Annotated in this window: 11 protein-coding genes and 1 pseudogene; 4 read left to right on the top strand and 8 right to left on the bottom strand. The window is 70.3% G+C overall.

Features of this window, described 5'->3' with window-relative positions:
* Window positions 1-22: 22 nt before the first annotated feature.
* Window positions 23-3259 (top strand): non-ribosomal peptide synthetase, encoded by a 3237-nt coding sequence (locus K3769_RS34485; protein WP_267030156.1) that lies wholly within the window; start codon window positions 23-25, stop codon window positions 3257-3259.
* Window positions 3260-3347: 88 nt separating this feature from the next.
* On the opposite strand, the gene K3769_RS34490 is transcribed toward K3769_RS34485, so the two are convergent.
* Window positions 3348-3497 (bottom strand): hypothetical protein, encoded by a 150-nt coding sequence (locus K3769_RS34490; protein ID WP_267031767.1) that lies wholly within the window; start codon window positions 3495-3497, stop codon window positions 3348-3350.
* Between the two features lie 7 nt (window positions 3498-3504).
* Window positions 3505-3600, bottom strand: a pseudogene (locus tag K3769_RS40990) (hypothetical protein); the annotation flags it as partial.
* Window positions 3601-3967: 367 nt separating this feature from the next.
* Between K3769_RS40990 and K3769_RS34500 the strand changes: the two are divergent.
* Entirely contained in the window at window positions 3968-4198 is a 231-nt protein-coding gene (locus K3769_RS34500; RefSeq protein WP_267030157.1) for a hypothetical protein, read from the top strand.
* Window positions 4199-4289: 91 nt separating this feature from the next.
* On the opposite strand, the gene K3769_RS34505 is transcribed toward K3769_RS34500, so the two are convergent.
* The 6 genes from K3769_RS34505 to ddaH form a co-directional block, all read right to left on the bottom strand.
* Window positions 4290-4940 carry a pyridoxal-phosphate dependent enzyme gene (locus K3769_RS34505; RefSeq protein ID WP_267030158.1) on the bottom strand — a complete coding sequence of 217 codons (651 nt, stop codon included), beginning with the start codon at window positions 4938-4940 and terminating at the stop codon, window positions 4290-4292.
* A gap of 179 nt (window positions 4941-5119) precedes the next feature.
* Entirely contained in the window at window positions 5120-5938 is an 819-nt protein-coding gene (locus K3769_RS34510) for an ABC transporter permease (protein ID WP_267030159.1), read from the bottom strand.
* Window positions 5935-6927 (bottom strand): ATP-binding cassette domain-containing protein, encoded by a 993-nt coding sequence (locus K3769_RS34515; RefSeq protein WP_267030160.1) that lies wholly within the window; start codon window positions 6925-6927, stop codon window positions 5935-5937. Before K3769_RS34515 ends, K3769_RS34510 begins: the two co-directional genes overlap by 4 nt.
* A 61-nt stretch (window positions 6928-6988) precedes the next feature.
* On the bottom strand, window positions 6989-7831 hold the full coding sequence (locus K3769_RS34520; protein ID WP_267030161.1) for a DUF4097 family beta strand repeat-containing protein: 843 nt from the start codon (window positions 7829-7831) through the stop codon (window positions 6989-6991).
* 77 nt (window positions 7832-7908) lie between these two features.
* A complete protein-coding gene (locus K3769_RS34525; protein ID WP_267030162.1) occupies window positions 7909-8421 on the bottom strand; it encodes a hypothetical protein in 513 nt (170 codons plus the stop codon).
* Window positions 8422-8824: 403 nt separating this feature from the next.
* Window positions 8825-9667 carry a dimethylargininase gene (gene ddaH / locus K3769_RS34530; RefSeq protein WP_372515099.1) on the bottom strand — a complete coding sequence of 281 codons (843 nt, stop codon included), beginning with the start codon at window positions 9665-9667 and terminating at the stop codon, window positions 8825-8827.
* Window positions 9668-10281: 614 nt separating this feature from the next.
* On the opposite strand from ddaH, the gene K3769_RS34535 reads away from it, so the two are divergent.
* Window positions 10282-11628 (top strand): lysine N(6)-hydroxylase/L-ornithine N(5)-oxygenase family protein, encoded by a 1347-nt coding sequence (locus tag K3769_RS34535; RefSeq protein WP_267030163.1) that lies wholly within the window; start codon window positions 10282-10284, stop codon window positions 11626-11628.
* A 167-nt stretch (window positions 11629-11795) separates the two neighbouring features.
* A complete protein-coding gene (locus K3769_RS34540; RefSeq protein WP_267030164.1) occupies window positions 11796-12554 on the top strand; it encodes a thioesterase II family protein in 759 nt (252 codons plus the stop codon).
* The last annotated feature ends 62 nt before the right edge of the window (window positions 12555-12616 follow it).

A 12616-nucleotide genomic window follows, 5' to 3' on the forward strand; every position in this document is an offset into this window, starting at 1 on the left:
TCCCGGCCGCTCTGCTGAAAGGATGATCTCTGTGCGTTCGTTCGGTGCGTCGTCTGCGCACAAAGGGTTGTGGCGGGCGCAGGAAATGTTTCCCGACACCCTCAACCATGCACTGACCATGTGGAACGTGGCCGGCGACCTGGACGTGTCGGTCATGGAGTCCGCGTTCCTGCACGTGATGGGCGAGGCGGAGGTGCTGCGCGTCACCTTCGTCGATGACGGCGGCGGACTGCGCCTGGTGCCCCGCGAGTTGGGGGACTGGCGGCCTTTCCATCTGGACGTCAGCGCCGACGGCGACCCCGAGACGGCGGCGCGCCGAGCGCTCGCCGACATGGTGCGCCGGCCGTTCGACCTGGAGCGGGACCTGCTGTTCCGGCTGGGTGTGGTGAAGCTCGCGGCGGCTCGCTCGGTAGTGGTGATCATCTACCACCACCTGGTGTCGGACGGCTACGGAGCGGCCGGCCTGCTGTCGCGGCGCCTGGCAGAGGTGTACACCGCGCTGTCACGGGGCGAGGACGTACCCGAACCGCCGCACCCGTGGGACGCCGAGTCCTTCGCGGCCGACGCGGCGGAGTACCAGGCCTCCGACCGGTTCGCCGAGGACATGGCGTTCTGGCGCGACTACCTGGCCGACCCTCCCGCGCCCGCGCAGCTGCCACGGATCCCCCTCTCCGACACGACACGCTCCGCGCTCGACGAACCGGCCTGCAGTGCCGACCGGTGGGGGGAACTGACCGAACCCATCGGCATGGTGAGCCGGACACTGACCGTCCCGCGCGCCGCCGCGGGCGCGTGGACCGAGGCCGCGAAGTCCCTGGGCGTGTGGATGTCGTCGATGCTCACCGCGGCCACGGCTGTCTACCTCAGGCACCGCTGCGACCGCCCGGAGTTCCTGCTCTCGCTGGCCGTCGCCAACCGGCTCGGTGCGGCCGGCCGGACACCCGGCCTGGCGGTGAACGTCGTGCCGGTGCGGGTGAGGGTGCCCCTCGGCGCGACCTTCACCGAGATCGCCGAGACCATCGGCGACGAGACGTACGACATCTTCGACCACGCCGCCTGCCACTACTCGGAGATCCAGCGCGCGAGCGGCACCGTCCTGAACGACCGCGGCAGTTTCGGTGCCGTCGTCAACGTCGTCGAGTTCACCGAACACCTCAGCTTCGCCGACTGCCCGGCCCACTTCCTCGGCGGGACGACCGGGACGTTCGAGGAACTGGCGATCGGCGTCTACACCGACGGGAGGGCCGACAGCGACCTGTTCATCCGGCTCGACGCCCCCGCGGCCCTGTACTCCCGCGCGGAACTGCGCTTCATCGGCGAGGAGCTGATCGCGTACGTCCACGCCCTGGTCGCCTCCGAAGGGCGTCTGCCGGTCGGCGCGCTCGACGTGGTCGGCGGCGACGCGCGGGACCTGGTGCTCACGGCACCGAACGACACGGCGGTGCCGTTGCCGGGACTGACGATCCCGGAGCTGTTCGCCCGCCAGGTGGAGCGGGCCCCCGACGAGGTGGCACTGGTGTCCGGGGACTCGGTGATCTCGTACCGGGAGCTCGACGAGCGCTCCGGCCGCCTGGCCGACGCGCTGCGCCGGCGACAGGTCGGACCCGAGACGGTCGTGGCGGTGGCGCTGCCCCGCTCGGTCGACCTGGCCGTCGCGCTCCTTGCCGTGGTGAAGGCGGGCGGGGCCTACCTGCCGGTCGACCCGGCGCTCCCGGCGCAGCGGATCCGGCCGGTCGTCGCCGACGCCGCGGTGCGCGTCCTGCTCGCCGGGACGGCGACGGCCGGCCGGCTCTCCCGCGATCTGGGCCTTCCGGCGGTCTCCCTCGACGACCGCTGGTCGGAGGCCGCCCGGGAGGGTGGCGCGCCGACGCAGGTTCCGGTTCCCGTCCGTCAGGACGGTCTGCTGGCCGTGATGTACGGATCCGAAACGGCCGGCGCGATCACGACGGTCGCCGTGACGCACCGGAACATGGAGCGGCTCGTCCTGGACCGCAACCGTCGGGCAGGCGGCAGCGGCACCGTGCTGTGGCACGCGCCGCCCACCTCGCATGCGCTTGCCCTGGACCTGTGGGTGCCGTTGCTGAACGGCGGCCGGGTGGTCGTCGCGCCTGCGGGGGAGCTGGACGCCGACGCGCTGACCGAGGCACGGGCGGCACACGGGATCTCCACGGTACGGCTGCCCGTCGGCCTGTTCTCGGCCCTCGCGGCGGAACACCCCGAGTGTCTCGCCGAGTTGTGCGAGGTGTGGACGGGGGGTGACCGGGTGTCCGCGGCCACCGTGAGACGTCTCCGCGAGGCCTGCCCCCGACCGGCGATCGTCATCGGGTACGGCCCGGCGGAGTCGTCCGGGTCCGCCGTGTCCCACCGCCTGGCCGGGAACGAGCCGACGCACCCGGCGGGCGCGCTCGGCCGACCGACGGACAACACGGCCCTCTACGTACTGGGACCGGGGCTGGCGCCGGTCCCCGCGGGCGTGACCGGAGAGCTGTACGTGGCCGGGCCCGGCGTTGCGCGTGGGCGTCCCGGGCAACCCGCCCGGACCGCGGAGCGTTTCGTGCCCTGCCCGTTCGGTGTGGCCGGCGGGCTCATGTACCGCACAGGGGACCGGGCGCGGTGGCGTACCGACGGCCGCCTGGAGTACGTGGGACGGGCCGGTACCCAGGTCGACGTCCGCGGTGCCCGGGTCGAGCCGGCCGAGGTCGAGGACGCGCTGGCCGAACACGCCGGTCTCGCGCAGTCCGTGGTGGCCGCAGGCAGCGACCCGTCCGGGGAGCGGCGCCTCACGGCCTACGTGGTCCCGGCCGGCGGGTGGACCGTCGACAGTGGCGAACTGCGCCGGTTCACGGCGGGGCGGCTGCCGGAGTTCATGGTCCCGTCGGGGTTCGTGACGCTGGACCGGCTGCCGCTGGGCGCCGACGGACGGGTGGACAGGGCGGCACTGCCGGACCCCACGTTCGACGACGAGACGTACCGGGCCCCGCGCAATCACGTCGAACGGGTGCTGGCCGACGCGTTCGCCGACGCTCTCGACCTGGACCGGGTGGGCATCGACGACGACTTCTTCGACCACGGCGGCAACTCGCTGCGGGCCATCAGGCTGACCGGTCTGATCAGGGCGGAGCTGCATCAGGAGGTGCCCATCCGCACGCTGTTCGCGGTGCGCACCGTCGCCGGCCTGAGCGACACCTGGAAGGACCTCACCCGATCCAGCAGGCCGACACTGCGCAGAAGGACGAAGGAAGGCGAGCTCCTGCCGTAGGAAGGGCCCCGCATGAGGACGACGGACGCCCCCGGTCGCTGCCGTCGACCGGGGGCGTCCGCCCTGCCGTGGTACGACGGTGGACGGCTCAGCCCGCGCAGGGCACGGCTTCCCGGGCGGCGGAGAGGCCCCGGACGGTGCCGGAGATGAGGTCGTTGACCTCCTGGCCGTGCTCGTCGGTAGACGGGATCGGTCCCGCCGACGGCGCGCAACTCCTCGATGATGCCGTCGTCGTCACGGCGGTGCACCGTCCCGCCGCGCAGCAGGGAGGGCGGGGGACAACCGGAGGCGAGCAGCCGGGCCGGCGGGGTGCCGGTGTCGTCCTGGTAGCGGCGGGCCACCTCGAAGGCAGGACGGAACCCGTGCCGTGGCCGAAGAAGACGAAGGCCCGGCCGTCATCGGCACGCCGGTCCCGACGTCCCGGGTACTGGACGCAGAGCACGTCCAGGTGTGGTGAGAGAGCCTCCGACAGCGCGTGGAAGTAACTCGCCGCGCCCCGCCCCGCCCCGCCCCGGCGTGAGGGAAGCAGACGAGGCGGTACTCACTGTCGTCGTTGGGGTGGAAGCGGTGGAGCCACTCCCCGCCGAACGTCCCTGACGGTGTCATTCCCGAACCCTCCTGGTGAGGTTGGTGGTGTCGGCCTCGTCCCGGGCGCGACGTGCGGGAGGCGTCGAAGCCAGGTGGCCGGCGGCCCGTTCAGGCGCGCCGGTGGTCCAGGAGGGATGCCACGGGCCCGGTGTCGACGTTGCCGCCGGACACCAGGACTCCGATGTCCTGGGCGCGGCCCTCGGCGGCCAGGCGGAGCGCACCCGCCACCGCGGTGGCGGCGCCGGGCTCGATGAGCAGGCGGGCGTGGACGAGGACCAGGCGCAGCGCTTCGGCGATGCGCTTTCCTCGGTCGTGAAGACCCCGGCGACGACCTCGTGGGCCAGATCGTAGGGGAGCCGGCCGATGCGGTCGGGACGCAGCCCGTCGGCGAGGGTGGGCCCGGCGTCCACGGTGACCGGCTTCCCGGCTCGCGGGGCCGCTGTCAGAGCGGGGACGGCGCTGGGCTCGGCGCCGTAGACGTCGATGCTCCGGCCTGTGGTGGCCAGGCAGGCACCGGCCAGCGCGCTGCCGCCCCCACCGGCAGGACCACCGCGTCCAGATGACCGCCGACGATGTCCACCTGATGCAGCAGGTCGGCGGTGGTGGTGCCCTGGCCGACCACCACGTCCGGGTTCTGATAGGGGTCGATCTCGTCGAGACCGCGGGTGCGCGTCAGTTCGTCGACCACCGTGACGCGCTCGGCCAGGGTGGTTCCCGCCTGGAGCACCTCGGCGCCGGCGGCCCGGATCCGTGCCACCTTGGCCGGCGCGGCGTCGGTGGGCAGTACCACGACGGCCGGGAGTCCGTACTGGGCGGCCGCCGGCGCCACGGCCGGCGCGTGGTTGCCGGTGGACTGCGTCACCACACCGGGGCTGCCGGCCGCCACCAGCCGTTCCACGGCGAGGAGCACGCCACGCATCTTGAAGGAGCCGCCCCGCTGGAGGTTCTCCGCCTTCAGCCACAGCCGGGCTCCGGCCAGCTGTTCGAGTTCCTCGCTGCGCACCACGGGCGTGTCCACCACGCGGTCGGTCAGGCGCCGCCGGGCTTCGTGTACTCCGTCGTGGCTCAGCGGCGGCGGTTGCCCGGCGACCATCACGGTGTTCGCTTCGTCGTGTCGGTCTACGTTGGCGGCGTGTCCCGGGGAAGCGCAAGCCTGTGGGGACGAGGGACGTCGTGGGCGGGTGCGCGAAGGGCGGCGTACCCCGACGTGGTGTCGGGGTACGCCGCCCTCCTGCGGACGAACCGGGGTACGTGTCGCGGTGGTCGTCCCGGCTACTTCGCGGCGCGGTTGAAGACCGACTTCGACCAGAAGTAGCCGAGGGCGGTGAGGGCCAGGCACCAGGCGATCGCGATCCAGCCGTTGTGGCCGATCTCGGTGCCGAGCAGCAGGCCGCGCAGGGTCTCGATGGTCGGGGTGAACGGCTGGTACTCGGCGATCGGCCGGAACCAGCCCGGCATCGCGTCGACCGGTACGAAGGTGCTGGAGATGAGCGGGAGGAAGGCCAGCGGCAGGGCGTTGTTGCTGGCCGCCTCGATGCTCGGGCTGATCAGGCCCATGCCGACCGCGATCCAGGTGAGTGCCAGGGCGAAGAGCACCAGCAGCCCGAATGCCGCGAGCCATTCCAGGGCCGAGGCGTCCTTGGACCGGAAGCCGATGGCCACCGCGATGACACCGACGAAGAGCACGGTCGTGATCGCCTTGAGGACGCTGCCGACGACGTGACCGATGAGTACCGAGCCGCGGTGGATCGCCATGGTCCGGAAGCGGGCGATGATGCCCTGGGTCATGTCGTTGGAGACGGACACCGCGGTGCCGACCAGGGTGTTGCCGACGGTCATCAGCAACAGACCCGGCACGATGTACGCGATGTACTCGGAGCGGTCGGGACTCCCACCGCCGATGCCCGCGCTCATCACGTCCCCGAAGATGTAGACGAAGAGCAGCAGCAGCAGGATCGGGGTGAGCAGCAGGTTCAGGGTGAGGGAGGGGTAGCGCCGGGCGTGCAGCAGGTTGCGGCGCAGCATCGTCGACGAGTCGCGCACAGCGAGGGAGACGCGGCTCGGGCGGGCGGGGGCGAGGGGAGCGCTCATCGGACAGCCTCCTGGGCCTTGTCGGTGCCGCCGGTGAGGGCGAAGAAGACGTCGTCGAGGTCGGGGGTGTGCACGGTGAGTTCGTCGGCCTCGATGCCGGTGGAGTCCAGCCAGTCGAGGATGGAGCGCAGCTCGCGCTGGCTGCCGTCGCTGGGGATCTGCAGCGCGAGCGCCTCGTCGTCCCGGGTCGCCTCGCGCAGTTCGCTCACGGCGCTCTGGTAGGCGCCGGGGTCGGTGAAGCGGAGGCGGACGTGTCCGCCGGGGATGAGGCGCTTGAGTTCCTCGGCGGTTCCCTGGGCGGCGATCGTGCCGTTGTTGAGGACGGCGATGCGGTCGGCGAGCTGGTCGGCCTCCTCCAGGTACTGGGTGGTGAGGAAGACGGTGACGCCGCCCGTGACCAGTTCGCGGATGATCTGCCACATGGTGTGGCGGGAGCGGGGGTCGAGGCCGGTGGTGGGCTCGTCGAGGAAGATGATCCGCGGGCTGCCGACCAGAGTCATGGCGATGTCCAGGCGGCGCTTCATGCCGCCGGAGTAGGTGATGGCGGGCTTCTTCGCCGCGTCGGTGAGGTCGAAGCGCTCCAGCAGTTCGGCGGTGACGCGGCGTCCCTCGCTCCGGGGCAGGTGGTGCAGGTCGGCCATGAGCAGCATGTTCTCCTCGCCGGTGATCAGGCCGTCGACGGCGGAGAACTGCCCGGTGACTCCGATCGAGGCCCGTACGTCCTGCGGTTCGGCGGCGATGTCGTGACCCGAGACCTGGGCCTGGCCGCCGTCGGCGGTGATGAGGGTGGACAGGATCTGCACGGTGGTGGTCTTGCCGGCGCCGTTCGGGCCGAGCAGGGCGAAGACCGAGCCGGCCGGGATGTGCAGGTCGATGCCGTCGAGCACGACCTTGTCGCCGTACGACTTGCGCAGCCCGATGGCGGAGACGGCGGCCGAGGAGACGGGGCCGTCGGCTTGCCTGGACGTGGGCATGACAGGAGTTGGCATGGTGTCCTCCGTTCGAAGGGTGAGGTGAGGGAATGGGACGGGGTGGTCCGAGGGACGGTGGTCAGGCGGTGGCGCGCAGGACCGTGATGTTGCCGTGCTGGGTGCGGGCGAGGACCTCGACGGTGTCGTCGGTCTCCTGTGGGGCGTCGGTGGTGTCGAGCGCGTTGCGCACATGACCGGAACCCGAGCTGACGTCGAGCCAGGCGGCGGTGCCCTCGCGGATGCCGATCTCGATGGCGCCGTAGGAGGTCTCCAGCTGAACGCTGCCGCGGGCCACTTCACCGAGGCGGACGGCGCCGTTGGCGGTGGTGGCGGTGACCGAGGCCTCGGCGCGCCGGATCTCGATGTCACCGTGGGCGCTGGTGGCCTTCAGATCGCCGGTCACCGCGCCGAGGGCCGTGGTGCCGTGTGAGTTCTTCAGGACGGCGGGGCCGTCGACGAGGCCGACGCGCAGGTTGCCGGTGTTGGTGGTGATCTCGGCCTTGCCCTCGACCCGGTCCACGCTGATCGAACCGTTCGGCGCGGTCGCCCGCAGTGGTCCGGTGGTGCCCAGGCGCACCTCGCCGGCCGAGATGTTCACCCGGACCTCGCCGAACAGGCCCTCGCAGACCGCCTGTACCCCGCCACCGGTGATGTCGATCTGCGAGTCCGTGGGCAGCTCGACCGTCACGTCGACGGTGCCCGTGCGGCCGAACAGGTTCGCCTTGGGCGTCTTGACGGTCAGCACCCCGCCCGCGTACGTCACCTCCGTCTGCTTGGCGGTCCGCAGGTCCTGGTCCTTCTCGGGCTCGCGTGGCCGTACCTCGACGACCGTGTCGGTCCGGTCGGCCGCGGTGAACTGGATGGTGCCGGCCTCCAGATGCGCGACGGCGGAGATCGGCTCGGGGGTGTCGAAAGAAGGCATGGTCGTCCCGTCCTCTTGGGTTCGTGGGGCGTCCCCGCTGGTGGGACGTGGTGTGGGCGAAGTGGGCGGCGGCGCGGCTAGCGCACCCAGCCCGTCATGCTCTGTCCGACGGTGTGGGTCCTCTCCGTCGCACGCGGCCGGGTGCCGCCGTAGATCGCGGCCGAGACGGTGCGCACCAGCCACGCGTTGACCGACAGTCCCTCGCGCTTGGCCACTTCTTCGGCCCGGGCCTTGAGGTGGGCCGGCAGACGCAGGTTGACCCGGGCGGTGCCGCCTTCCTCGCCGTCGGCGGGCGGCACGGGCGAGTCGATGTGCTCGGGGATGTCCGCGAGGGCGCTGCCCTCACCCGGTGGCCGCGTCACCACGAAATCGGGGTCGAGCCCACGCAGCCGCAGATCGACCGACCCTGGCGCGAGGTCACGCGTGATGTCGTCCATCGCCGCGGAGAGCACGTTGAGCATGGCCAGGTGGGTCGCCGCCTCCAGGGGAGCGATGAGCCGCTCGGCCAGTTCACGGGCGTCTCCCCCGCCGGCTTCCGCGGCCACCAGTAGTTCGCGCCGGAGAGCGTCGATATGCGGCGTGAGGTCCATGACGTCATAGTGGCAGCATTGTGGTGCCACATGCAAGCGGGAATGGCACCCTCCGCTCGATATCCCTTCGGTCACCGCATCTAACTGCGGAAACGTCGGAAGATTGTTCGCGCCGCGATGGCGCCACATCGATGGGGGTCGTGCTGATGGCGGCGTGATGGCTACAGAGTGATGCCGCATGGCGCCACGGGTTTCTCGTCGAGGGTGGGCGGGTGTGACCGGTGTCTGCCGGCGTCCTGCAGCGCATGACCACGGTGCACGGTGCGGTCACCACGGCCTGCGGGCCCCGGGGTGTGAACCGGGGCCGGTGGGCCGCCGGTTCTAGGTGCTCAACGCCCGGAGTGCGGCTGTCCCGCTGACGGGACAGCCGCACTCGACGGTCGCGTTCACACCGCTTCGCGCCTCACGTACGCAGTTCGAGCGTGCAGCACTTGACGCTGCCGCCGGCTTTCAGTAGCTCGGTCAGGTCGGCGCCGAGGGGACGGTATCCGTGCTCGCGCAGCTGCGCGGCGAGGCCGGTGGCGGCCCGGGGCAGGACGACGTTGTGTCCGTCCGACAGCGCGTTGAGGCCGAACACGGCGGCATCTGACTCCTCGGCGAGGATCGCGTCGGGGAATCGTTCCGCCAGTACCGCCCGGCTCTCCGGGGAGAAGGCCGCCGGGTAGTACATGATTTTCCGGTCCCCGAGCACCGCCAGTGCCGTGTCGAGGTGGTAGAACCGTGGGTCGACGAGGGTCAGGCCGGTCACGGGGCAGCCGAAGAACTCGCGCACCTCGGCGTGGGCCCGGGATTCGGAGCGGAATCCGGTGCCGGCCAGCATTTCCCCGCCGGCCCAGAGGAAGTCGCCCTCACCCTCGTTGACGTATCTCGCCTGCCGGACCTCGGACCAGCCGCCGCGTCCGAACCATTCGAGATAGGCCGCCGACTCGTCCCCGCGCTGGGGATGCCGGAATCGCGCGACGAGCACCTTTCCGTCCACGACGATGGCGCCGTTGGCGGCGAAGACCATGTCGGGAAGTCCCGGTACCGGTTCGATCAGTTCCACGTCGTGCCCGAGTTCCACGAACGTATCGAACAGCCCTTTCCACTGGGCCAGTCCCGTCTCTGCCGAGGTGGGACGATCCGGGGCCATCCACGGATTGATCGAGTAGGTGACGTCGAAATATGAAGGGCGGCACATGAGGTAACGCCGGGCTGACACCTTTCGCTCGCCGGATGCCGTCCGTTCCGAATATGTGTGCGGCAACTTGATTCCCTCCGCTGGAAACTTTCCAGGATTTCGGGAACGATTCCCGATCGGTTCCCGGTGAGAAAGGAATAACGCGGCGACAGTAAAGTCAATGCCCCAGTGATGCGGCAGGGCAAGGAATCTTCTCGTTTTCCTGGCAGGCCGCCAGAAATCTGTCCGAATCGGATGCCGTTCCGGTGAAGAATTGAAGGAGCGCCACCGCTCCGGTCCGTGGCGGATCGCCGTCGGCCGCGCGCAGAGTCGCGCCGCTGTTCGCCCGGGAAGGCCTCCGGACCGGGTCGCGTACCTCATCGCGCCGGACCTCTCCTCCGACTCGGTGGCCGGTCCCTCGCGCGGGTCTCTCACCCGTACCGCTTTCTCGGGGGATTCACGTGGCCCATTTGCCCGAGTACGGTGGTGCCCTTGAGTGCGTATATTCGTGTCCCGCCGACGGGACAGGAATGCGTTGAGGTCGGCGTACTTGAAACCGTTCGCCGTGCCGGTCTACGTTGGCGGCGCGACCGCTGGAAATTCAATCCCGCCCGGACGCGCATTCCTCTAGGAGTGGAAATTTGCCGATCGAAGATGCGACCCACACATCGCTCAGTCATGCCAGCGGGAGAGAATCTTCTATGAGTGATCGTGAACACGAGACCTACGATGTTGTCGGCATCGGTTTCGGCCCTTCGAATCTGTCACTCGCCATAGCCCTGGAGGAATATCGGGCGAACAATCCGGGAAATGAGGTCAGCGCCCTCTTTTTGGAGCGGCAGTCCGCATTCGGTTGGCACCGCAACATGCTGCTGCCGTCAGCGACCATGCAGATATCCTTCCTCAAAGATCTGGTCACGTTCCGCAATCCGACGTCGAATTTCAGCTTCATCGCCTATCTGCACGCATCGGGGCGCCTGACGCAGTTCGTCAACAACCAGGACTTCTTCCCGACGCGCCAGGAGTTCCATCAGTACCTTGAGTGGGCCCAGGCACGCGTGGCCGATCGCATCGCGTACGGCTCCGAGGTGGTGTCGATCGGGCTGCCGGCGGACGTCGACCCGGAGCGCGCGGACCGTCTGCGCCTGGAGGTGGCGGACGCCACCGGCAGGATCGGCCGTGTCGTCGAGGCGCGGAACGTGGTGATCTCGACCGGACTGGTCCCGAGCATGCCCGTCGGTACCGAGCGCGACGACCGGGTGTGGCACAGCTCGGAGTTCCTGGAGAAATTCCGCCGGGCGAACCCCGCCGAACTGCGTCGGGTCGCGGTGGTCGGAGCGGGACAGAGCGCGGCCGAGATCACCAGGTTCCTCTACGACGAGCTCCCGCACGCCCAGGTGTACGCGGTCATCCCGTCCTACGGCTACTCCGTCGCGGACGACACCCCCTTCGCCAACCAGATCTTCGACCCCGCGGCCGTCGACGACTACTACTTCGGCACCGACCAGACGCGGGAGGCGTTCTGGCGGTACCACCGCAACACCAACTACTCGGTCGTCGACGACGAGGTGATCCGGGACCTGTACCGCCGGTCCTACGACGACGAGGTGCGGGGTATCCGGCGCCTTGAGTTCCTCAATCTGACGAGGGTCAGCGGTGTGAAGAGCCTCAGCGCCGAGACCCGTGTCTCGCTCCAGGTGGGCCCCGACGAGGAGGTGCGCGAACTCGACTTCGACGCACTCGTCTGCGCGACCGGATACAGCACGATGGAGCCCACCCGGCTGCTCGGTGATCTGGACCGCCACTGCATGCGCGACGACGCGGGCCGCTACCGGGTGGAGCGGGACTACCGCATCGTGACCGGTCCCGAGTTGCGCTGCGGCATCTACCTTCAGGGCGGCACCGAGCACACTCACGGCCTGACCTCCTCGCTCCTGTCGAACATCGCTGTCCGCAGCGGTGAGATCGCCGACTCGATCGTGGCCGGGCGTGCGGGGCGGGACGCCGAGCGGGACGTCTTCGCCGAGATCGGCGGAGACGTCCGTTAGCCGGACCGGACCGCGGAGGCGAACGGACCGGACGTCATACCGGCCGGCCCCGTACCGGAGCCCGCGTGCCCGCATTCCGCCCTTGGCCGAGGTGTGCGCGCGTAGGCTCCGATCACGGAGTCGCTCCACTCTCTCCGTGTCTCGGTATACCGAAAGGAGGCTTCGGGATGAGGAGTCCGGTGGAAGAGCGGTGGATACGCCGCTTCCGGGACGGCGACGGCTGCCTGACGAAGCTCGTCTGCTTCCCCCACGCCGGCGGTTGGACGAACGCGTACCGCACCTGGACGCTGGGCCTGCCCTCGAACATCGGTGTGCTCGCCGTCCGGTACCCCGGCCGGGAGGACCGACTCGGTGATCCGTTCCCGGCCGGGCTGGACACCCTCGCCGACGACATAGCCGACGCCCTGGTCGAACTGGCGCGGCACCGGCTGGTGTTGTTCGGCCACAGCATGGGTGCGTCGGTGGCGCACGAGGTGGCGCTGCGCCTCCAGAAGCGTGGCTGTCCGCCGACCGCCCTGTGCGTGTCAGGCCGACGTCCGCCGCACGCGCTGGAGGGCCAGCGCCGGTTCGTCGGCACGGACGAGGAGGTCATCGCGGATGTCCTCAGGTTTGACGAGAGCCGGGCTCCGGTCTTCGAGGACCCCGATCTGAGGGAGATCCTGCTGCCGGCGATCCGCGCGGACTACCGGCTGGTCGACGACTATCGCGGTGGCGACCGGCCGCCGCTCGACTGCCCGGTCTACGGCTACACCGGCGACGACGATCCCGAGGTCACCCCGGAGCAGATGCGCGGCTGGGCCGATATGACGCAGGGCGTCTTCCGGCTCCGGGTGCTGCCCGGAGGCCACTTCTACCTCAGGGCGGAGGAGGCCGCGCTGCTGGCCGACATGAGAGCCGTACTGAGCCGGACCCCACCTCCTGCGTGAGCGGCCTGGTGGCCCACCCGACATGGCGCGTTCGAAGACGTGACGTCCGACGAGCTCGTCCG

Source organism: Streptomyces ortus (genome assembly GCF_026341275.1).
Taxonomy (GTDB): domain Bacteria; phylum Actinomycetota; class Actinomycetes; order Streptomycetales; family Streptomycetaceae; genus Streptomyces; species Streptomyces ortus.

Excerpts from the sequence above, each read along its gene's own strand:
- K3769_RS34485 (WP_267030156.1), top strand. The coding sequence starts at position 23 with ATGATCTCTGTGCGTTCGTTCGGTGCGTCGTCTGCGCACAAAGGGTTG.
- K3769_RS34505 (WP_267030158.1), bottom strand. The coding sequence starts at position 4,940 with ATGGTCGCCGGGCAACCGCCGCCGCTGAGCCACGACGGAGTACACGAA.
- K3769_RS34510 (WP_267030159.1), bottom strand. The coding sequence starts at position 5,938 with ATGAGCGCTCCCCTCGCCCCCGCCCGCCCGAGCCGCGTCTCCCTCGCT.
- K3769_RS34515 (WP_267030160.1), bottom strand. The coding sequence starts at position 6,927 with ATGCCAACTCCTGTCATGCCCACGTCCAGGCAAGCCGACGGCCCCGTC.
- K3769_RS34520 (WP_267030161.1), bottom strand. The coding sequence starts at position 7,831 with ATGCCTTCTTTCGACACCCCCGAGCCGATCTCCGCCGTCGCGCATCTG.
- K3769_RS34525 (WP_267030162.1), bottom strand. The coding sequence starts at position 8,421 with ATGGACCTCACGCCGCATATCGACGCTCTCCGGCGCGAACTACTGGTG.
- K3769_RS34535 (WP_267030163.1), top strand. The coding sequence starts at position 10,282 with ATGAGTGATCGTGAACACGAGACCTACGATGTTGTCGGCATCGGTTTC.
- K3769_RS34540 (WP_267030164.1), top strand. The coding sequence starts at position 11,796 with ATGAGGAGTCCGGTGGAAGAGCGGTGGATACGCCGCTTCCGGGACGGC.